General features: G+C 38.4%; 21 protein-coding genes. 5 read left to right on the forward strand and 16 right to left on the reverse strand.

From position 1 onward, the window contains the following. The 13 genes from B4D49_RS05805 to B4D49_RS05865 form a co-directional block, all read right to left on the reverse strand. Positions 1-299, reverse strand: a 299-nt coding sequence (locus B4D49_RS05805; protein WP_286783508.1) for an ATP-binding cassette domain-containing protein, incomplete at its 3' end; no start/stop codon positions are given. A gap of 100 nt (positions 300-399) precedes the next feature. Continuing rightward, a complete protein-coding gene (locus B4D49_RS05810) occupies positions 400-1248 on the reverse strand; it encodes a helix-turn-helix domain-containing protein (protein WP_132868889.1) in 849 nt (282 codons plus the stop codon). 30 nt (positions 1249-1278) lie between these two features. Beyond that, positions 1279-1722, reverse strand: a complete 444-nt coding sequence (gene dtd, locus B4D49_RS05815) for a D-aminoacyl-tRNA deacylase (protein ID WP_199544643.1) — start codon at positions 1720-1722, stop codon at positions 1279-1281. A gap of 112 nt (positions 1723-1834) precedes the next feature. Next, positions 1835-4057 carry a RelA/SpoT family protein gene (locus B4D49_RS05820; RefSeq protein ID WP_074482909.1) on the reverse strand — a complete coding sequence of 741 codons (2223 nt, stop codon included), beginning with the start codon at positions 4055-4057 and terminating at the stop codon, positions 1835-1837. Positions 4058-4173: 116 nt separating this feature from the next. After that, entirely contained in the window at positions 4174-5130 is a 957-nt protein-coding gene (locus B4D49_RS05825) for an acetylxylan esterase (RefSeq protein ID WP_286783509.1), read from the reverse strand. Positions 5131-5144: 14 nt separating this feature from the next. Then, positions 5145-5783, reverse strand: a complete 639-nt coding sequence (locus B4D49_RS05830) for an SGNH/GDSL hydrolase family protein (RefSeq protein WP_286783510.1) — start codon at positions 5781-5783, stop codon at positions 5145-5147. A 10-nt stretch (positions 5784-5793) separates the two neighbouring features. Further along, positions 5794-6657 (reverse strand): ROK family protein, encoded by an 864-nt coding sequence (locus B4D49_RS05835; protein WP_286783511.1) that lies wholly within the window; start codon positions 6655-6657, stop codon positions 5794-5796. 33 nt (positions 6658-6690) lie between these two features. Then, entirely contained in the window at positions 6691-7404 is a 714-nt protein-coding gene (locus B4D49_RS05840) for a GntR family transcriptional regulator (RefSeq protein WP_074482912.1), read from the reverse strand. 74 nt (positions 7405-7478) lie between these two features. After that, a complete protein-coding gene (locus tag B4D49_RS05845; RefSeq protein WP_286783512.1) occupies positions 7479-9710 on the reverse strand; it encodes an alpha-galactosidase in 2232 nt (743 codons plus the stop codon). Beyond that, positions 9707-10291 (reverse strand): hypothetical protein, encoded by a 585-nt coding sequence (locus B4D49_RS05850; RefSeq protein ID WP_286783513.1) that lies wholly within the window; start codon positions 10289-10291, stop codon positions 9707-9709. The genes B4D49_RS05845 and B4D49_RS05850 overlap by 4 nt, the downstream gene beginning before the upstream one ends. A 33-nt stretch (positions 10292-10324) precedes the next feature. After that, complete coding sequence (locus tag B4D49_RS05855; RefSeq protein ID WP_074564921.1) at positions 10325-11152, reverse strand: carbohydrate ABC transporter permease; 828 nt, start codon at positions 11150-11152, stop codon at positions 10325-10327. Further along, positions 11149-12036 (reverse strand): carbohydrate ABC transporter permease, encoded by an 888-nt coding sequence (locus B4D49_RS05860; RefSeq protein WP_286783514.1) that lies wholly within the window; start codon positions 12034-12036, stop codon positions 11149-11151. Before B4D49_RS05860 ends, B4D49_RS05855 begins: the two co-directional genes overlap by 4 nt. A 107-nt stretch (positions 12037-12143) precedes the next feature. Next, positions 12144-13439 carry an ABC transporter substrate-binding protein gene (locus B4D49_RS05865; protein ID WP_074567050.1) on the reverse strand — a complete coding sequence of 432 codons (1296 nt, stop codon included), beginning with the start codon at positions 13437-13439 and terminating at the stop codon, positions 12144-12146. 431 nt (positions 13440-13870) lie between these two features. Here B4D49_RS05865 and B4D49_RS05870 point away from each other — a divergent pair, with 431 nt between their 5' ends. The 4 genes from B4D49_RS05870 (at position 13871) to panD (ending at position 17590) form a co-directional block, all read left to right on the forward strand. Further along, positions 13871-15322, forward strand: a complete 1452-nt coding sequence (locus B4D49_RS05870; RefSeq protein ID WP_286783515.1) for an RICIN domain-containing protein — start codon at positions 13871-13873, stop codon at positions 15320-15322. A 160-nt stretch (positions 15323-15482) separates the two neighbouring features. Further along, a complete protein-coding gene (gene panB, locus B4D49_RS05875) occupies positions 15483-16310 on the forward strand; it encodes a 3-methyl-2-oxobutanoate hydroxymethyltransferase (protein WP_039697482.1) in 828 nt (275 codons plus the stop codon). Between the two features lie 23 nt (positions 16311-16333). Further along, on the forward strand, positions 16334-17176 hold the full coding sequence (gene panC, locus B4D49_RS05880) for a pantoate--beta-alanine ligase (RefSeq protein ID WP_286783516.1): 843 nt from the start codon (positions 16334-16336) through the stop codon (positions 17174-17176). 12 nt (positions 17177-17188) lie between these two features. After that, entirely contained in the window at positions 17189-17590 is a 402-nt protein-coding gene (gene panD / locus B4D49_RS05885; RefSeq protein ID WP_132868998.1) for an aspartate 1-decarboxylase, read from the forward strand. A gap of 46 nt (positions 17591-17636) precedes the next feature. Here the strand turns inward: panD and manA are convergent, their stop codons facing one another. The 3 genes from manA to celB all read right to left on the reverse strand — a co-directional run bounded on the left by manA (position 17637) and on the right by celB (position 20721). Further along, positions 17637-18587 carry a mannose-6-phosphate isomerase, class I gene (gene manA / locus B4D49_RS05890; protein WP_132868997.1) on the reverse strand — a complete coding sequence of 317 codons (951 nt, stop codon included), beginning with the start codon at positions 18585-18587 and terminating at the stop codon, positions 17637-17639. Between the two features lie 87 nt (positions 18588-18674). Further along, positions 18675-19400, reverse strand: a complete 726-nt coding sequence (locus tag B4D49_RS05895) for a GntR family transcriptional regulator (protein WP_132868996.1) — start codon at positions 19398-19400, stop codon at positions 18675-18677. 52 nt (positions 19401-19452) lie between these two features. Then, positions 19453-20721, reverse strand: a complete 1269-nt coding sequence (celB, locus tag B4D49_RS05900; RefSeq protein ID WP_074564909.1) for a PTS cellobiose transporter subunit IIC — start codon at positions 20719-20721, stop codon at positions 19453-19455. 150 nt (positions 20722-20871) lie between these two features. On the opposite strand from celB, the gene B4D49_RS05905 reads away from it, so the two are divergent. After that, a complete protein-coding gene (locus B4D49_RS05905; protein ID WP_132868995.1) occupies positions 20872-22272 on the forward strand; it encodes a glycoside hydrolase family 1 protein in 1401 nt (466 codons plus the stop codon). Positions 22273-22387: the final 115 nt, after the last annotated feature.

The following is a 22387-nucleotide window of genomic DNA, read 5'->3' on the forward strand; positions in this document are numbered from 1 at the left end:
AATGCCATGTTATCATAAACAGTCATGTGCGGATAAAGGGCATAGTTTTGGAAAACCATGGCGATGTCACGGTCTTTTGGTGCTTTGTCATTAACAACTTCACCATCAATTTTAAGTTCACCTTCTGTGATATCTTCAAGACCAGCTACCATACGAAGAGTTGTTGATTTACCACAACCTGAAGGTCCAACGAAAACGATAAATTCTTTATCTTTAATGTCAAGATCGAAATCTTCAACAGCATAGTGGCTTGCATTTGGGTATTTTTTGTAAATATGATTAAGATTAAGTTCTACCATTTTTTAACTCCTTTGATCTATGTGGCTTCATTATAACAAAGATAACGCTTACAAACCATAGTCAGGAGTTACAAGATTTTTTGTGCAATGTGCCCAAAATCTAATTTTCCATAATTAACAAATAAGAAAAAGCCAAATCATTAAGATTCTTTAAATTTAGCCCAGATAATAGGCGAAACTTTTCAAGTTTATAGTGGAGAGAATTACGATGAATATAAAGACTTTGCGCCGTTTTAGCAAGATTTCCTTGTTCTTGCCACATGGTCATAATAATCATTCTGATATCTTTACTGTCATCAATCGCTTGTAGAATTTTATGCTTAATAGCTGGCAAATCAAGCTGATGTGCATAGGCCAAAAGCAACATTTGTGAAAAACTTATCGTCCGTTCATTACCACGATAATGTCTCATATTGGCAAATAAGCGGCTTTCTTCTCTGTAAAAAGCAGGTAAATCATCTGCCTGAAACTTACACCACACATTACCAAAGAAAATCGTCAACTTAATCCCAAAGTCACTTTCCAAAGTTGGTAGCACATCATTCATTAATTCTTCTGCTTCAATTAATTCTTCTTGATTCAGAATAAGCAAGGTCCGAGTCTTTGAAATCACTACAGGCGCAAGCAAATTTGGCAATAGTGTTGTAAAAAAATCAAATAACTCTTCTGGCAAGGCCTCCTTGTGATCGATATAAATGATTTGAAGGGATTTGTAATCTTGTGCCAGGCTTAAATCATCTTGGACTAAGTAACGATACCAAGGATTTTCAGTCACCTTATCATCTAAGATGCCATCATTTTTCAAAGCCAAAAGAGCTTTTTCTCGCTCACTAAGATTTGCTAAAGGAAGGTAATAGGTTTGACCATTTTCTTCAACAGCTACCCATTCTTCTGAATGCTCAACTTTTCCAGCTTCAACAGCTTCTGGAAATAATCTCTCTAGTGACATACTCCACCTCCGTTCTTCTCCAATCTAGACTTACCGCGATTGTGTATCCAAGATAATGGTAACAGGTCCATCATTAACAAGGCTAACTTGCATATCTGCACCAAAAACACCAGTTTCAACGGGAACAAATTGGGCTAAAGCTTCATTGAAAGTATCGTACATTGCTGATGCTTTATCAGGCTTAGCAGCTCCTGTAAATGCAGGGCGGTTTCCTTTTTTTGTATCAGCAAACAAAGTAAATTGAGATACTGACAAGATACTTCCCTTAATATCTTGAACTGACAAATTCATCTTGCCCATATCATCTGAAAAAATACGCATATTAGTGATTTTACGCACCGCATAATCAAGATCTTCTTGGGTATCATCTGGTCCTACTCCAACTAGCAATAATAATCCTTGATTGATATCTCCAACAAGCTCATCCTCAATCACAACTTGCGCTTCTTTTACACGCTGAATGACTACTTTCATGTCTAATCCTTTCTGAAAATAAATTCGCTTTCATTACTGTCATTTTACCATTTTCAGAAAAATAAAAAAAGGAAATCCAGGACTTTTACCCTAGATTTCCTTTTATGATTTCCTACCCATTGGTACGTTTAACGGAATAAACGTCTGGGATAATTTTAATTTTATCAACAACCGCTGTTAATTCTGTCAAGTTAGGAATCGTGAAGCTGACGTGGATATTAGCAAACTTCATATCCTTACTTGGCTGAGCATTGACAGTTGAAATATTCTTAGTAACATTTGAAAGGACTTGAAGAACATCGTTTAGAAGCCCTGAACGGTTCAAACCATAAATATCAATTTCAGCTATGTAATCATTATTGGCGCAAGAAGTATCATCCCATTCAACTTCAATCAGACGTTGTTCGTACCCTTCTTGACTCTTGATATTATGGCAGTCTGCACGGTGGATAGCAACTCCACGACCTTTGGTAATATAACCTTCAATTGGATCACCTGGAACTGGGTTACAACATTTGGCGATACGCATCAAGAGACCCGAAGCCCCTTGGATGATAACGCCGTTTTCACTACGAACTTTTAAGACATCTTTGTTTTCTGTCTTGATTTCGCCACCGTTCATCAATTCGTCTGCTTCAGCTTTCGCTTTAGCACGTTCTTCTTCGCGGCGTTCTTTTTCAGTCAATCGATTAAAGACAGCAGCTGCGCTAATTTCACCAAATCCAACGGCCGCATAAAGAGCTTCTTCACTACGGACACTAAAGCGTGGCAAAATAGCTTCAAGGTGTTTTTTATCAAGGTATTTATTAGCCACATAGCCTTGATCTTGGAAATAATCCACCAAAAGTTCACGACCTTTGTTGACGGACAATTCCTTATCTTGATTTTTCAAGAATTGACGGATACGGTTACGGGCTTTGTTTGTCTTAACAATCTTAATCCAGTCGCGGCTTGGTCCAAATGAATTTGGATTAGTCACAATTTCGACTACATCACCTGTTTTTAGTTTAGCTGTTAGTGGTACCATACGGCCATTAACTTTAGCACCGACGGCCTTTTCACCAACTTGAGTGTGGATAGCATAAGCAAAATCAATTGGTCCTGAATCTTTTGGCAATTCTTGCACAGCACCTGTTGGGGTGAAGACGTAGATACGTTCTGAGAAGATATCTTGTTTAACTGAGTCGACAAAGTCTACCGCATCACCATTTGAGGCGTCTTGCAATTCAACCAACTCTTTTATCCAACTCATACCGACAGCTTGTTCTTGGCTGTCTACCTTGCCTTTAATCCCTTTTTTATAAGCCCAGTGAGCGGCTACCCCGTATTCAGCAACTTGGTGCATTTCTTTAGTACGGATTTGAATTTCGATTGGTCCTTTTGGTCCATACACAGTCGTGTGAATTGACTGATAACCATTAGCTTTAGGGGCGGCAATGTAATCTTTAAAGCGGCCCGGCATTGGACGCCACAACTCATGAATGTAACCAACCATAGCATAAACGTCACTAGGTGTCTCCATGATACAACGGATGGCAATCAAGTCATAGATTTGGTCAAAACGTTTCTTTTTATCACGCATCTTGCGATAAATAGAATAAATGTGTTTTGGTCGACCATAAACATCGCCGTAAAGACCTTGTTCTTCAGTGTAGTCTTTGATTTTCTTAACAATCTCATCAACCAAAGCTTCACGTTCTCGACGTTTCTCATTCATCATGTGAGAAATCTTATAGAACTCAATTTCATTAAGGTAACGGAAAGACAAGTCTTCCAATTCCCATTTGATACGGCTAATCCCCAAACGATGAGCCAGTGGAGCATAGATTTCCATGGTTTCACGTGAAATGCGTTCTTGTTTGTCCTTACGAAGATGCTTCAAAGTACGCATATTGTGGAGACGGTCTGCCAATTTTACCAAAATCACACGGATATCCTTAGACATAGCCATCAACATTTTGCGGTGATTTTCAGCAAGCTGTTCTTCATGTGATTTGTACTCAACTTTACCAAGTTTTGTAACGCCATCTACGATAATACGGACATCTTTACCAAATTCCGCCTCAATCTCATCCAAAGTGATATCAGTATCTTCAACAACGTCATGCAAAAAACCACAAGCCACTGTCACCACATCAAGATGAAGATCTGCTAAAATACCAGCAACTTGAATAGGATGAATAATGTAAGGCTCACCTGATTGTCTAACTTGGGAAATATGTGCTTTAGTCGCATAATCTAATGCTTTCTGAACAATTGCCACATCAGATTCACTCATATATTGGGCCGTTAGGGCAACGACCTCTTCACCCGTCAAATTCACAATTTTTGCCATAAGGACCTCTTCTTTTGCATACAGATTTATATTGTATATTATTTTAACACTAAACGCCCCAAAATACCAATGCATCACCCAAAAAGACCTGAACCAAAACTGTTCAGGTCAACTTTTTAATCGTTAATCAAAGTTTGATGAATTATGTCATTAAATTTTGGCAAGTATTCGTGACCGTATTCTGGGTAAAAATAAAGTTTTTTCGGTACTTGAACGTGGTTATAAACAGCAAATTGTGTTTTGGGGTGACAAACTCGGTCTTCTAAGCCCATCGCCCAGACAACATCTGCTTTTATCCAGTCAGCCATATACTGAATATTTACATAATCAAGCGTCACAAAAACTTTTTCTTCATTTTCATGCAAAGGGTCACGAAAGCGGAAATAATAAGCTAATTCTTCATAAGCTGATTGAGTGACATCAAGACTGTAAGCTGTGCGATAATCACTTAAAAATGGATATTGCACAAACACCCGTTTAATCGTCGGGCACAATGCCGCACAAACCAAAGCTAAAGCACCGCCTTGCGAAACACCGTAAGCTATCATCTGCGAAGAATCCACAAAAGACAGCTGACTAACTACTTGCGTTAATTGATAGACATCTTGAAAAACCGCACGATAAAAAAGATTTTCGGCTCCGTCTTCAATCCCTCGAATCAGATGTCCTTTTAAGGTTCCACCATTTGTTTGCAAATGGTCTTCTGATTTACCACCTTGTCCACGAACAGACATGGCTACGATGGCGTAACCTTCTGCCACCAAAGCTAATTTATCTGACCAGTCACCAACATCGCTATGATAGCCGTGAAATTGAAAAATCACGGGAAATTTCTGCTGTGATGTTTTAGGTAAAAGCAATTGTGCGTAAATTCTAGACTGATAAACCCCTGTGAAAAACAGGTCATAACAATCTGCCACACTTGAAGTAAAATCCGCTGGAACCAACTCACAATCTGTCCCTAACATTTCCACTTCTTTTTTAGCCTTTGCCCAAAACGCATCAAAATCAGCTGGTTTGTCTTGACGGCCTTGATAATCGCCCCATTGTCTTAAAGCATCTTCAATTCTCATTTAATCCCTCCACTTTAATAAACAAAAGTAAGACGTTTCAAAATTTCTTGGGCAATGACCATCGCCCCTGCCAAAGTCGGATGAACACCATCTTCACCAGTTAATTCTCGTCTGCCACTGCGAAGAGCTTGCTCATTCATCAGCCCGTCAAGCGGAATCAATTCTAACTTAAACTCACGCGCTAAGTGACGTACAATCTGTATTTTTGGATCCAAATCACGTCGCCACTCTATACGGTCTTCTGGGTAATCAAGAACATAAGGTTCCATTAGCAAAATGCGGTCAATTCCTGCATCCTTTAAGGTTTGCAATAATTTTCGGTAGGTAGTTTCAAAGCGCTTTTGCTCAGCTAAACTAGCAAAGCCATCTTTTCCAACAAGGTGCCAAACATCGTTAATCCCAACCATTAAAACAAGTGCATCAGGTTGGCAAGATAGGCAGTCCTCCACTCGGTCTACCAAATCTTGAACTTTATTGCCACCAATTCCTCGATTAAAAAATTGGAGCTTCAAATCAGGATGATGTTCTAGGATATCTGCAACCACTAGACTCACATAACCATTGCCTAGACTTTCTGGATTGTTCTTATCTCGTCCCCACTCAGTGATACTATCACCAAAAAAGACAAGATGATCATGTTGACGAATTTCCATGACTGGTTCCTCACTTACTATTCAAAAAGTTAGAAACAGCCCCTAATAGATTGGCGTCATTTTGGAATTGGCAAGTTTTCACTTGGTATTCTAATCCGTGAGCATCGGTTTTTTCGACCAATTTTTGCAGACGTTTTTCAAGTTCTGGCACCAAATCTTCACGCGCAGAAATACCGCCACCAATACCGACCAAATCAGGGTTAATGCTGACAAGGCAGTTAAAAATGCCGATAGCAATGACATCATACATTTCTGACAAGGCAGCCTTCGCATCGCTATTGCCAGCATCTGCCAAATCAAATAAATCTTTGCCAGTAAAATCAGTCAAGCCATGTTCTTTAGCATATTTTTTAGCCACGGCAACGGGACTAGCTAGGTTACTAAGCGTAATGCCGTCTTTGATAATCATGAAACCAAATTCACCACCGTAAAGGCTACTTCCTTTGTACAATTTACCATCAAGGCAAACCGCACCACCAATACCTGTCCCAAGAATGAAGTAAATTGATTTTTTACTGTCTTTTCCGATACCAAATTGACTTTCAGCTAGACCTGCACAGTTAGCATCATTTTCGATGGTCACAGGTAGGCCAAACATTGCTTCCAATTCATCAATAATCTTGAAATGATGAATGTATGGGATAGCACTGAAGCCTTTAATCACACCTTCTTCAGTATCCACAGCACCAGGGCTAGAGATAGCAACTCCTTTGGTATCAGCATCTGATAATTCTGTAAAGACACGATACAAGTTTTCTTTCATTTCTTCCCAAGTTTTGGGAGTTGGAAAGGAACCTTTTTTATCAATGGCACTGTCTTGGTAATGGCCATATTTCACAGAAGTTCCACCAATATCAAACACGACTAAATTCATTTTCTTCTCCATTTCTACGTAGCAAGATCACTGCTAACGATGTGTTAAAACAATCTCCAATGAAAATTCATCATAACGATGCGTACTAATTGAGTATTCAAACGCAGCTCCATTTGTTAAATAACCTGTTTGAACAGCTACTGCTACAGGATCACCTTGTTCAAGTGCCAAGTAGTCAGCTTCTTCATCTGTCGCACGTCGAACCGTAATGGTTCGGTGACCAGATTGAATCTTCAAGCCAAGGTCATTTTCAATGTAATCATAAATCGAATTTTCCACATGCTCGATTTTCAAACCTGTAATCAAATCAATTGGCATGTAAGTTTCTTCAATAACTGTTGGTTTATCATCAACCAAACGAACACGATGAATTTTATAAACAAAGCTTGTTTCTTTTATTTTTAACTTCTCTGCAATTTCAGCGTTTGCTTTTACAACTGTAAAATCAATCACGCGACTTGTAATTTTTTTGTCTGGATAAAAAGCTGTTGTCCCCATCATTTGAATATCCATCAGCATTTTTTCCATTTTTTCAACCGATAAATCCATGACAAAGGTACCAGCACCACGGCGCTTGTAAATCAACCCTTCTGCAACTAAAATGTCTAGAGCTTTTTTGACCGTCATTTTACTAACTTTATATGCTTTACAAAAATCTTTTTCAAAGGGTAATTGCTCATTTGGTTGATATACACCTTCTAAAATTTTCTTGCGAACATCATTTGCAATAAGGTTGTATTTTTCCATTTCTTCTCCTTCGTTCATGTACTTACTCTTTTGTTTATCTATATTGTAAACTAGAAGCCTCGAAGTTCCAAATGTTATTTGACAATTTCTTGCAAATGATACATTTTTCCATAAAAGTCACCCGGCATTTCGCGTGACCAATAATCATTTTCTCTTCCAATATAATTTTTTCCTAAAATGATACCTACCGTTTCTAAATCACGACCAAATCGGATACTTTTATCATCGGCTTCCGATACTTGGTAAGCAGCATCGGTTTTTAGTCCAACTAATTTAAGACGTTCATAAGAAGGATTTGGCTGCGCTAAAATGGTATAGTAACCAACTAAAGCTTCGCTTCTATCTCGACTAACAACCATCCAACCAACATGATTCTTATCTGTCAAATCCAAACGATAGAAAATACCATTTTGAATCAATTCTTGATAGGCATGATATTCTTCAATCTGCGCTTTAACAGTTTCTTTTTCCTCTGCTGTCAAAGACAAAGGGTTCAATTCGTAGCCAAATACACCAAACATGGCAACATCTTTTCGCATATCAAGCGAAGTCACACGTGCTACTTGATGATTAGGAACTGCTGATACGTGGGCACTCATGGTCGACAAAGGATAGACCATCGATGTTCCCCACTGAATACTCAAACGTTCCACTGCATCTGTATCATCACTTGTCCAGATTTGTGGTGAGTAGTAAAGCATTCCAGGGTCAAAACGTGCCCCGCCACCTGCACAAGACTCAATCAAAACATCAGGAAATGCTTGATTTAGTTTTTCATACAAACTATAGACACCTAAAATATAACGATGATTGACCTCACCTTGCTGCTCACTAGGCAAATGATTCGAAAAGCTTTCTGAAATATAGCGGTTCATGTCTAGCTTAATGTAATCAATTGGCACCGTTGATAACAAGTGTGCCATTTGTTTGTAAATTTCTTCAACTACCTCAGAATTTCCAAAATCAAGGACAAATTGGTTACGACCATGCGAAATATTTTTTTCTGGATTGCCGATGACCCAATCTGGATGCTCTTCAAACAAATCAGTATCATCTGATACCATTTCTGGCTCAAACCAAAGTCCAAATAGCATTCCTTTTTCTTTGATAGCCTTAGCTAAATGAGCAAGTCCGTCTGGTAATTTTTCCTTGTTTTCTGTCCAGTTACCAAGTGAACCTGTATCACTATTTCGCTTGCCAAACCAGCCATCATCAAGAACAAAAAGTTCGATACCCAATTTGCTAGCTTCTTCAGCTACTTTTAAAATCTTTTCTTGATCAAAATCGAAATACACCGCCTCCCAACTATTTAACAAAATAGGTCGTTTTTTATTTTTCCATGAACTTCGAATCAAATGATTTCTATAAAAATCATGAAAAGCCTGACTCATTCCATTAAAGCCTGATTGGCTGACAACCATGACAGCTTCAGGAGATTCAAACAGCTGCCCTGGTCGCAGTTTCCAATCAAACTGAAAAGGATTAATACCCATTTGTATGCGTAAGGTATTATAATTATCGGATTCAATTTGGGCTAAAAAGCTTCCACTATAAATCAAGCTAAAACCATAAACAAGTCCACTGTTTTCACACGTTTGTGGTGAGCAAACAGCAAAGAATGGGTTATGCATGTGACTACTGTGACCTCTCGTGCTTGAAATATTTTGGATACCTTTTTGAATGGAGCTACGTGATAAATGATTTTCACGCGCCCAAGCACCATCTAAATGAACCCAGTCATAATTCTCATTTGGAAGATCTAAACTAAAACTAGCAAAACGTTTAATCGAGACCGTTTGTGTGTCCTTGTTAATGATTTTTTGCTGACGCGTAATGATAGGATAATTCGCATAAATCGCATAATGCAATTCAAGCTCTAAATCAGCATAGTCATCTTTCAAACAAACAATCAACGTTTCAACATCTTCTTCATTTCCAAAAGTCCCTGGAAGAGCACCCGTTACCGTTTTTCCTTTTTCAATACGATAGCCCACATAGCGAAAATGTGAAATCAAATCTCCCGTCGGATATTGAATTTCTAAAGCAGGATAACGAAAATCCGTCGTCCCAAATACGGGATACTCTTGCTTAATATGCTCAAGCGACATTAAGCTCGACCCCATATAAAGATTATTTCCTGGGCGAATTTCACGCTCAATCAAAAAGGTAAACGATTCGTAATCAGAAATGGCAGGTCCGCAATATAATTGCTCTAAAATCCCTGTTCTCTCCATTACTCTAAACACATACGATACTTTTCCATTAGTCAAATGAAAAGACTGTTCTTCTTCATTAATGTGAATCATGACTCGACTCCTTTAAAATGGACTTTTTGAATACGTTCAACAAGATAAAAATAAATTCCTGGGAATAATAACCACCCCAACATTGTTTTAGTTAATGTTAACCACACAAAGATAAAAGCAAGAAGAAAAATTAAGATAACCTTTTGAAAGTCTCGTTTCATCTCAAGAAGGACTTGATAAAGCTGATTTTCTCCGCTTGACGACTGTGTTTTAACGTAATAAATCACGATAACTAACCAGACTAGCCAAGCAAGCCCACCAATATAAAACATGGCAAACGATAGCTGGCTTATATTGACCAGACTAAGTAGCCAACCAGTCAATCCCAAGCTAAAGAAGAAAGTCATCATAGCCGAAATCACTTTAGCATAAGCTACTTCTTCTACTTGCTTTATGAAATCTCTGAATCGTATATCCTGTGGATTATCAGATGCAAAATACTGCAAAATAACTTTGATAGCAAAGACCCAGCCATAGACAAGACCTCTACTTAGCAAAGCCAGCCAGAAGAGCACTGAGCCCTTCATGACGGTATAAACTAAATTAACAGCGTCTATCAAACGCGATGATTTTTCGGTCATAGCTGTTCCTTTCTAGACAACTTCTAAATCTTTCTATTTTACTGAACCAGCAACACCATTGTAGATGTACTTTTGAAGTGATAAAAAGACAATTAAAATTGGCAAAATAACGATGACAACCCCTGCCAAAATAACAGGCCAATTGGTTCCGTAAGGTCCCTTAAAGGCAAAGAGCGCTGTTGAAATAACTTTCAAATTACGGTCTGGCATATAAAGGAAAGGATTGTAAAAGTCATTGTAAACACCGACACCACTGATGATTAACATAGTCACAATCGGCGCTTTCAAATTTGGAAGAATGATGCGCCAGAAAATGCCAAAATGACTAGCACCATCCAGATAAGCTGATTCATCCAGAGAAATTGGAATTTCATCTAGGTATTGTAAAAAGACGTAGACAGAAATGACATCAGTCCCCAAATTGAGCAAGATAACTGACCAAATCTTGTTAAACAATCCAAGTGAATTGATGATTTGGAAAGTGGCCACTTGGCTGGTAATACCAGGAATTAGCATAGCAAGCATAAAGAGCGTCAAGATAAGCTTTTTCAGTTTAAAATCAAATCGGCTAACCGCATAAGCAAACATTGAGGCAAGAGTTAATTTTCCAACCATACTAACCACAAAGATAATCAAAGTATTTTTAAAGCCGAGCAACATTTGCCCATTTACAAAAGCCGTTTTATAGTTTGAAAAATCTAGGGATTTTGGCAATTCCAAAACACCTGTACTTAAGAATTCTGTATTTGATTTAAAAGAACCGATAAAGACTACTAGAATTGGCAAAAGCGCCACCGTTGCCCCAAGCAACAAAATGAAATACTGAAGAATTTTTCCAACTGTTATTTTTTTCCTTTTCATTTGACTGTCTTCCTTTCACTTGTGACAACTTTTTGAATCAAAGAAACAACAATCACGATAAATAAGAGGATGATTGCCATAGCCGATGCCAAACCAACTTTATTGTACTTAAAGGCTGTATCAATGGTTTGAATAACGAAAGTTGACGTTTCATTTGAACCTCCTGTCATGATATATGGAATATCAAAAACGCTTAATGAACCACTGACACCCAAGATGATATTAAGAAAGACAATATTTCGGATACTTGGAATGATAATGTATCTGAATTGGTCCCAACGGTTGGCACCGTCAATCTCAGCTGCTTCATAAACTTCAGGGTTAATAGACTGAATCGCCCCTAAGAAAACCAAGAAGTTAAAACCTGTATAACGCCAGATTGATGTAAAGGCAAGCGAAATATTATTAATCGAACGATCCCCAAGCCACAGTTTGATTTGGTCACCAAGACCAATAGCTTTCAAAACTGTATCAAGTGTTCCCCCACCTTTGTAGAAATAAAGGAAGATAAAGCCAATCGCAACACCATTTAGAAGGTATGGGAAGAACAGAATTCCTTTCCAAAGGTTGGCAAATTTCACCTTGAAAGATAGAATTGTCGCAAATAGCAGCGCGATTCCTAATTGGAAAAATGTCGCAATGAAATAATAGAGACTTGTCTTAAAGACTGAAAAATAATTTGGGTTTGTAAGTACTGTTTTGTAGTTATTTACCCCAACAAAATTCGATTCTTGACTGTATCCGTTCCAATCCGTCAAACTATATTGAATCATTTTTATCAATGGATAATATGAAAAGACAAGTAACAGAAGAACTGGAATGATGGTGAAAGAGAAAACCAAGAGACGTTTTTCCCATTCTTTGCTCAATTTACTTTTTGTCATAATAACCTCCAGCATGATAAAGATAACTTAACATTTCATACAATGAGCATCAGTAAAGGAGTCTGCTTTTTTGCAACTCCTTTACTGTCTCATCTCACTAACATAAATTAGTTATCAGAAACTGCTTTAATAGCGTTAGCCCATTTTGTGTTAAAGTCTTTCATGATATCGTCAAATGATTCTTTTGAATTTCCAATAGCAGAATCAATGATACGTTGTTTTTCAGCATCTGTAGTACCAATACCTAATTCAGATTCATTATTAATGTCGCTAAAGAGAGATTCTTTACCTTCTGGTGCTGGATTTTCTTCAAGGACTTCCACACCTGCTTCTTGGCTATCTTGAAGAGCTTTTGGATATTTCGCACCTTTTACTGTAGGAATACCACCGTTATCAACAGCATAGTTAGAATCATTTACCATCCAATCGATGAATTTACGAGCTGCCTTTTTATGTTTACTGTGAATGTTAATACCATAATTATAGTCACCACCAATTGGCATGTATTGTTTACCATCCGGTGCTGTAGCAGGGAAAGCTTCAAAGCTAATATTATCAGCATTATCCTCGTTTGCTTCTTGAATTTGTGGAACCGCCCAGCTACCAAGTACCATAACCCCAACTTTTCCATTTGCTAAATCAACTTTTGATTGTTCCCAATCACTAGTCGTTGGATCAGACTCAACCAGACCTTCTTTAGCCGCTGTATAAAGCGTATTGTAAACAGTGTACATTGTGTCACCTTGCTCGAAAGGTGCTGTATCAGACGTCATTTTATTGGTGAAATCTGGATCACCTGCTACTCCTGAACGAGTGAAGTCCCAGTTAGATAATGTCCATCCTGCTGCATAGTTGGTATAAAGAGGTGTCACATCACTATCTTTTTCTTTTATTTTCTTCAACGCAGCAATAAAATCTTCTGGAGTTTTAGGGAAGTCTTTAATTCCCGCATCTTTGAAGACTTTTTTATTAACAACCATACCAGTCGCATTCATCTGACTTGGAATACCATATTGTGTTCCTTGATATGAACGATCATTAAGACCTAAATATTTTTCAGATAGATCCTGTGTTTTTCCGAGGGGTTCAAAGAAATTAGCGTAGTCTTTTGGACTAATGTCACCAGGAATCATCAAAACATCACCATATTCTTTACTGTTCATGCGTGTTTTCATTTGACCAGCATAATCAGTGATTGTCTGAACTTCGACTTTGATATCAGGATACTTTTTATTGAATTCAGCAAGATACTCATCCCATTTACCATTAGTCTCCCAGTCGGTCTTGTGGTTAATGAAAGTAATTGTTTCCACTTTACTATCCTTAGCGTTCCCATTTGAACAACCAACTAATGTTACGGCTGCAAGTGCAGTCACTCCTACAGTAAGCCAACCTTTTTTCATAGGTTTTCCCTCCTAAATTTAGCTTCTTTTTGTTTGCGCTTACATTATAGCACTTTATTTTAGAAAAGTATATACATTTAAATAAAAATACTTTATATTTTTTAGTGTTTTTTCTTTTTCTACTATTAAAGCCACACTTTTTAAAATTTTAAAAAATTATTTTTCTTAGTTAAAAAGTTCATTTTTTAGGTATTTTTAGGCTGTTAATTCAAATAAAAAGGTCTTTTAAAAAATTGATAAAAAGCAGCGATTAATATATATACTTTTTAATTCAAATATGTTATACTCTTTTTGGATGCGCTTCCTGAAACTTTATTGATGTTTTTGTATACAATTACTAGCACATGTCACAAAAAGGAGATTTACACAACTAACACTATTAATGTCTAAATTGAACACTTAGTTTTAACATTTGGGAGAGGAGAAAACTAATGAATAAAAAACTCGTCGGATCATTAACAGCGCTAGCTTTGCTTACTGGTGCTATGTCAGCTCATGAGGTAAAAGCTGATGCTATTGTTTCAGGGAATACTTATAAAATCACAGCTAGACATAGCGGAAAAGTTCTAGATGTTGCTCGTGGGGCAAAAAATGCGGGCGCTAATGTCCAACAATGGGATGATACTAACGGTACCAATCAAAAATGGACAGTCGTTGATACAGGAGACGGTTATTACAAATTGGTATCAGTGAACAGCGGAAAAGTTCTCGACGTCGCTTCTGCAGCAACTTACGATGGTGCAAATGTTCAGCAATGGGATGATACTAACGGAACTTGCCAAAAATGGAAAATCGTTGATAATGGTGATGGCTCTTACAAGTTAGTCTCAGCAGTTAGCGGAAAAGTTCTTGACGTCGCTTACGGTGCGACAAATGCAGGCGCTAATGTCCAACAGTGGTCAGACACCAATGGCACAAACCAAAAATGGGAATTCACAAAAGTAAATGATGGTGGAAATACTAACCCTTCTGACACAACACCTACTACGACAACTGGTTTCCACACCAGTGGCACAACACTTTACGATGCCAAAGGAAATCCATTTATCATGCGTGGTATCAACTACCCATATGCTTGGTATAAAGGACAAGAAGATACTGCTATCCCTGCAATCGCAAGAACAGGTGCCAACTGTATTCGCATCGTCATGGGTGACGGGCAACAATACAGCAAAACATCACTTGCTGAAATTCAAAAATTATTGCAACTTTGTAAAGACAACCACTTGATTGCAATCGTTGAAGCACACGATGCTACGGGTTCTGATAACATCCAAGATTTGGAAAATGCGGCAAATTATTGGATTGAAATGAAAAACGCCCTCATTGGAAACGAAGCAAATGTTATTTTGAACATTGCTAATGAATGGGGTGGGGCTTGGGATAGTTCAAACTGGGCTTCAGGTTATCAGTCAGTCATTCCAGAACTGCGTAACGCCGGCATTAAAAACACTATTATGGTTGATTGTGCTGGCTGGGGACAATATCCAAAATCAATTGCTGATGCAGGTCAAAGTGTCCTTCAATCTGACTCACAAAAGAACATCATGTTCTCTATTCACATGTACGAATATGCTGGTGCCTACGGTGCTGTACAGAACAATATTGACTCATCATTAGCCGTTGGGGCACCGTTATGTATCGGTGAATTTGGTATTAAACACACAAATGGTCCAATCGATTACAAGACAATCATGAGCTACTCTCAAGCAAAAGGTGTTGGGTATCTAGGCTGGTCTTGGAAAGGAAATAGTGACGATTTAGCTTATCTAGATATGGTCGAAGATTGGGCTGGTAATCATTTAACCGAACAAGGTCAAGCCATTATCAATGATCAAAATGGTATTAAAAATACTTCAAAATCTTGTAGTATTTTTGAATAAGAACTAACATTTCTATACCCAATCATATTCAGATGAGGAAAGGTGCGGAGCTCACTTTTCCTCGTTTTTAAATTTAAAATTTTCTGAATATTTGATATAATGTTAGCTAGACATGTTTTATTCTAAAAGTTTTTGTGGCTTTTGGTGAAAGGAGACTCTCATGAAAAATACCGTATTGAGCTTTCAAAAAGCTAAAGCAGACGGTAAAAAGTTAACCATGTTAACCGCCTACGACTACTCAACAGCAAAGTTAATCGATAGCACTGGTGTCAACAGCATTCTTGTTGGTGATTCTCTTGGCAACGTCATGCTAGGCTACGATGACACTATTTCAGTAACCATGGAAGATATGATTCATCATGGCAAAGCGGTCTGCAGAGGGGCTAAAAACGCTCTAGTTATCGTTGATATGCCTTTTATGTCTTATCAAGTATCAGTTGAAAAAGCTGTAGAAAATGCTGGACGCTTGATGAAGGAGACTCATTGCCAAGCTGTCAAATTAGAAGGTGGTAAAAGTGTCTGTCCACAAATCAAGGCAATGGTGGAGGCTGGGATTCCAGTTTGTGCTCACCTTGGTTTAACCCCACAACATATCAATGCCTTCGGCGGTTTCAAAGTTCAAGCCAAAACCGAAGCTGCTGCCAAACAACTTCTAGAAGATGCCAAAGCTGTTCAAGAAGCTGGTGCTTTTGCCGTGGTTCTTGAAGCTATCCCAGCTAAACTCGCCCAACTTGTAACCAAACAGCTAGATATTCCAACCATTGGGATTGGCGCTGGCAATCAAACTGACGGGCAAGTGTTAGTTTACGCTGATTTGTTGGGGCTATTCTCTGATTTCACACCAAAATTCGTCAAACGCTATGCCAACATCGGCGAGCTCATCTCCGACGCTGTCAAAAGCTATATCGAAGATGTTAACGCTCAGAAATTCCCAACACCTGATAATGAATATCATATTGATGACAGTATTATTGAAAAGCTCTATTAATTAGAAAAGAGGCATGACATTACATGAAAATCGTTCACACCGTTGAAGACGTTCGAAAAGCTGTTCAAGCTTGGAAAGCAGAGGGAAAAACTATTGGACTTGTTCCTACCATGGGTTACCTACACGAAGGACATAAGAGCTTGATTGACAAAGCTGTTGCCGAAAACGACCACGTTGTTGTCAGCGTTTTTGTCAATCCAATTCAATTTGCTCCGACTGAAGATCTTGAAAGCTACCCACGTGATTTGGAGCAAGATGCTAAACTCTGTGAAGCAGCTGGTGCTAGCCTGATTTTTAATCCGGAACCAAGTGACATGTACTCTCCTACTTTTTCAAGTTTCATTGACATGTCAACATTGACAAAAGGTCTTTGCGGAAAAACACGTCCTATTCATTTCCGTGGTGTTTGTACCGTTGTTGGAAAACTCTTCAACATCGTTGAGCCAAATAAAGCTTACTTTGGTCAAAAAGATGCGCAGCAACTCGCTGTTATCAAACACATGGTTGAAGATTTAAACTTCAACCTTGAAATCGTTGGCTGTCCAATTGTCCGTGAGGCTGATGGTCTGGCTAAAAGTTCTCGTAATACTTATCTCTCAGCTGATGAACGAAAAGCTGCGCTAGTTCTCTCACAAAGTTTGGCACTCGCTGAAAAAATGATTAATGACGGTGAAAAAGACACTAACAAATTAAAAGAAGCCATGACAACTTTCATCGAAAAAGAACCTTTGGCCAAAATCGATTATGTAGAATTTGTCGACTGGAAGACGCTTGAACCTGTCAGCGAAATTGAACGTCCTGTTCTCAATGCCATTGCAGTTTACATTGGCAAGATACGCTTGATTGACAATCACATCTACGAGTAAGGGAGAAAAATCATGCACATTCAAATGCTAAAATCAAAAATCCACCGCGCTGTGGTTACAGGTGCTGAAGTGGATTATGTTGGAAGTATCACCGTTGACCCAGAATTATTTGAAACAGCTGGAATGGTAGAATACGAAAAAGTTCAAATTGCTGATGTCGAAACAGGTAGCCGCTTAGAAACTTACATCATCGCTGGCGAACCTGGTAAAGGCGAAATTTGCCTAAATGGTGCAGCAGCAAAACTCGTTAACGTTGGCGACCACGTTATCATCATGTCATACGCTGACCTTACGCCAGAAGAAGCTAAAACGCATAAACCGCGTGTTGTCTTCGTTAATGAAAAAAATCAACTCACGCGCTTCACACACTATGAAAAAGCTGGGCGTTTGTATGACCTTGAAGTTGAAAAATAAAAAGAAATCCGAAAATATCGGATTTCTTTTTATTTATACTTACTTATTATTTTTCATTTGGATGACTAGCGATAATTTCTAGATTACCATCAAACTTCCATGTTTTAACGTCATTGGGAAGAATGAAATGATCTCCCTTTTTGACATTATAAACACAGTTATCCACCGTCAGACTACCTTGACCAGACAAAACACTAACCAAAAGATATGGAGCTGTTTGACTAAAAGCAACCTCACCAGACACCACCCATTTATAAACCGCAAAGAATTCATTTGACACCAAAAGGCTTGAAGTCAAGTTATCCACACCTATAGTCACAGGGGTGCTGTTAGCTGGCTCACCAATGGTCAAGACATCGATGGATTGTTTGATATGAAGATCACGAAGATTTCCAGCAGCATCTCGACGGTCAAAATCGTAGACACGATAAGTTGTATCACTTGATTGCTGTGTTTCCAAAATCAAAATGCCTTTACCAATGGCATGCATTGTGCCACTTGGTACGTAGAAGAAATCACCAGCTTTAACTGGAACTTTTGTCAACAAGTCATCCCAGTCACCTGACTCAATCATCTGACGAAGTTCTTCTTTTGACTTAGCGTTATGACCATAGATAATCTCAGAATCTTCATCCGCAGCAATGACATACCAGCATTCTGTTTTCCCAAGTTCTCCTTCATGCTCAAGAGCGTAAGCATCATCTGGGTGAACTTGGACACTAAGCCAATCGTTGGCATCCAAAATTTTAGTTAACAATGGAAAGACTTCTGATTTTGGATTGCCAAAAAGCTCTTTGTGCTCACGATAAAGTTTATCTAAGCCTTGTCCTTTATAAGTCCCATTATCCACAATCGACACACCATTTGGATGAGCTGAGATTGCCCAGTATTCACCAGTCGTTTCTGTTGGAATATCGTAACCAAACTCATCACGAAGCTTAGTTCCACCCCAAATTTTATCGTGCATTTGCGCTTTTAAAAATAATGGTTCTGCCATAATTTATCCTTTCTTTCGGGGGATTTCCCCGTTCAGCAGTTAAGCCTGGAGACTTTTCTCCAGACTTAACCGTTACCCTATCGACTCTTAACTATTTTTAACATCTAGCAATGAATACCCGCGGACATCATAACGATTTCGCGTACGTGAATACTCAATCGGTCTACCATTTTCCAAATAAACCACTTGCTCAACTTGCAAAATCGGGTCATCATCCTTGCAAGTAAGGTAATCTTTGTCATAGTGGTCAGGCTTTTCAGCCGTAATATGACGATAAGACCCAGCAAATTTAAGTTCCAAAGTATTCCAAAGGTAATCATAAACGGATGCTAATAAAATACTATCATCCAGACCTGGAACTAAATCGCAAGCCATGTAAGTATGCTCAAGCGCATATGGCTTACCATCTAGGAGACGTAAACGAATAATTTTATAAACTGGTGTTGTCTGATCTACCTGAAGACGTTCTGCAATTTCCGCATTGGGAAATTCAACCGTAAACTCAATAATTTGACTCGTTAATTGTCGAGGGTCATCCTTCAAATCGTTACTTAAACCATTGTAGTTGTTCAATCGAAATTTTGAATCCTCTTTGTCCCAAAATGAGGAATTCAAAACCTTGGTGCCATTTCCTTGTTTTGAAATGACCAAACCTTCGATGGTTAACATCTCAATAGCTTTTTTCACCGTCATTCGACTAACGCCAAATTCCTTTGCCAAATCAGACTGAATCGGCAACATGGAATCAATCGGATACGTTCCATCTGAAATTCTAGCTCGAATAATCCCTGCAATCTCTTCATATTTTGACATAGATCGCTCCCACTCTACTTGTATAGACTAATATTTTTAAACTATAGTCATATTATAGCGCAGAGTCAGGTTGTTTGTCCAGCATATGCAAGAATGGTAACCAAATACAGCCAACAATCAAGCAGTCAACAATTTGAAGAAGTCCACCAGCAAGTGAGTTTGTCGCAATCATTCCACTAAAGAAGACTGGAACAGTCCAAGGAACTGAAACCCCTGTTGGTGCAGGAACAAGACCAATTGACATCACAAAGTAGTTAAGGGCTGTGACAATAATTGGTGAGATGACCCATGGAATAAGAATTGTAGCATTCAAAACGATTGGCAACCCAAAGATAACAGGCTCATTAACGTTAAAGATACCAGCCCCAAGTGCCAAACGACCAACATCACGATATTGTTTTTTCTTCATGATAAAGGCCATGATAATAACAACTGCAAGCGTCATTCCTGAACCACCAAGACCAACAGTAAATGTTTCCATGAATGGTTTTGAAATAATATGAGGAAGGTGTTCACCTGCCTTGTAAGCTTCCAAGTTTTCAAACATCAAAGTATTCCAAACAGGGTCCATGACTGAATTTACAAGAATTTGACCGTGAAGACCAAAGAACCATAGGAATTGAATAAAGAAGATTGCAACCAAAGTTGCCCAGATACTACTTCCAAGACCAACAAGCGGAACTTGAATAACGTTATAAATCACATCGTGAAGATTTGTTTTGAAACCAACTGTCACAACAGCATTAATCGCTGTAAAGACAGATAGGGTCAAAATAGCTGGAATCAAAGCTGCAAAAGACTTAGCAACTGCAGGCGGTACACTGTCAGGCATTTTAATTTGCCATCCTTTTTTGCTCGTGCGACTGTAAATTTCAGCAGCAAGAAAAGCAACAATCATCCCAAGAAACATTCCTTTTGCACCAAGGCGATCAAGACTCAAAACACTTGAAACTTTTTCGCCACCATCACTTGTTGTGAAAAACGGTGTCAAAATAAGGAAACTTGCAAATGAAATAGCACCCCCGAAAATTCCTTCAACATCGTAAGATTTAGAAAGGTAATAACCAATACCAAAAGTAACGAAGACTGTCATAATCGACATGGTAGCACTTTGACCACTACCAAGCAGGTCGTTTAAAAGCGCTTTCGTGCCATCGTTTAAAAAAGGAAGGTTACAAATAACCACGACAATTGACCCAAACATGGTCAAGGGGAAGGCAAGCATAAAGGCATCACGCAAAATCGATAAATAACGATTTGAAGCGAGCTTGTTTGCCAAAGGCAAAAGTTTGTCACTGATAGCATCTAGAAACTTGTTCATAAACACTCCTCTTTCCATTTATTTGTTTTTACATTATCATTATAACTTATTTTTCATAAAAGTCTAGTCTTTTTATATAAAAATATTGTCTTTTAATTTTAAAAGTGTATAATTGTACTTGTAAAACCAAAACTTATTAAGGAGAATCCTATGGCAACTTACACTTTTCCAGAAGATTTCTGGTGGGGAGCTGCGACATCTGGACCTCAAAGTGAAGGACGTTTCAATAAGAAACATGCTAATATGTTTGATTATTGGTATGAAATTGAACCTGAAGCTTTTTACAACCAAGTTGGACCAGACACAGCCTCTAACTTCTACAATAGTTATAAAGAAGATATTGCTCTAATGAAAAAAGTCGGTTTAAATAGTGTCCGTACTTCTATTCAATGGACACGTTTGATCGATGACCTTGAAAAAAACACTGTCAACCAAGATGCAGTAGACTTCTACAATAAAGTCATTGATTGCTTTATCGAAAATGGTATTCGTCCAATCATGAACCTACACCACTTCGACTTACCAGTCGAACTTTATCATAAATATGGTGGTTGGGAGTCACGTCATGTGGTTGACCTTTATGTTGGTTTTGCTGAACAAGCTTTCAAGGCTTTCGGTGACCGTGTTAAAGATTGGACCACTCATAACGAACCAATGGTCGTTGTCGACGGTGAATACCTATATCAATTCCACTATCCAAAATTAGTTGATGGTAAAAAAGCTGTCCAAGTCGCTTACAACTTGAATATCGCATCCGCAAAAGCCATCGCTAAATTCAGAGAACTTGGCTTAGACAAAGACGGTGGTCGCATTGGTACAGTTTTAAACTTAACACCAACTTATGCTGCTTCTGATTCTAAAGAAGACCAAGCTGCTGCACACTTTGCTGAACTTTGGAATAACAAAATGTTCCTTGAACCGGCTATCAATGGACATTTCCCAGAAGAACTTGAAGAAGTTCTCAAAAAAGATGGTGTCATCTGGCAAACAGAACCTGAAGATGCTCAAATTCTTAAAGAAAATACCATTGATTTCTTAGGTGTTAACTTCTATCACCCAAATCGTGTAAAAGCACCAGACATCGCACCAAATTCTGTCGGAGCTTGGATGCCAAATCGTTATTATGACGAATACCATATGCCAGGACGTCGCATGAATATTGATAAAGGCTGGGAAATTTACCCAGAAGCTATTTATGATATCGCCATTAACATCCGCGACAACTACAATAATATTCCTTGGTTCGTCTCTGAAAATGGTATGGGAGTCTCTCGCGAGGAACGCTTCATGGATGAAAACGGTCAAGTCCAAGACGACTACCGCATTGATTTCATCAAAGAACACCTTGCTTGCCTTCACCGTGGTATCCAAGAAGGTTCAAATTGCTTTGGTTACCATCTTTGGACACCAATTGACTGCTGGTCTTGGATGAATGCTTACCGTAACCGCTACGGATTCATCTCAAATAACATCCACACTCAAATCAAAACCATTAAAAAATCAGGTGAATGGTTCAAACAAGTCACTATCGATAATGGTTTTACCGATTAATCCCTCCTAATCCTATATTTCAATCCTCCAATTAAAATTAATATTTATGATTATCACCCATCCTCGGTAATCAAAACTTCTATCCTTTTATTAATTCAAACAAAAAGCTCCCTTC

The sequence above is a fragment of the Streptococcus sp. UBA4344 genome (assembly GCF_002393675.1).
Classification (GTDB): Bacteria; Bacillota; Bacilli; order Lactobacillales; family Streptococcaceae; genus Streptococcus; species Streptococcus vicugnae.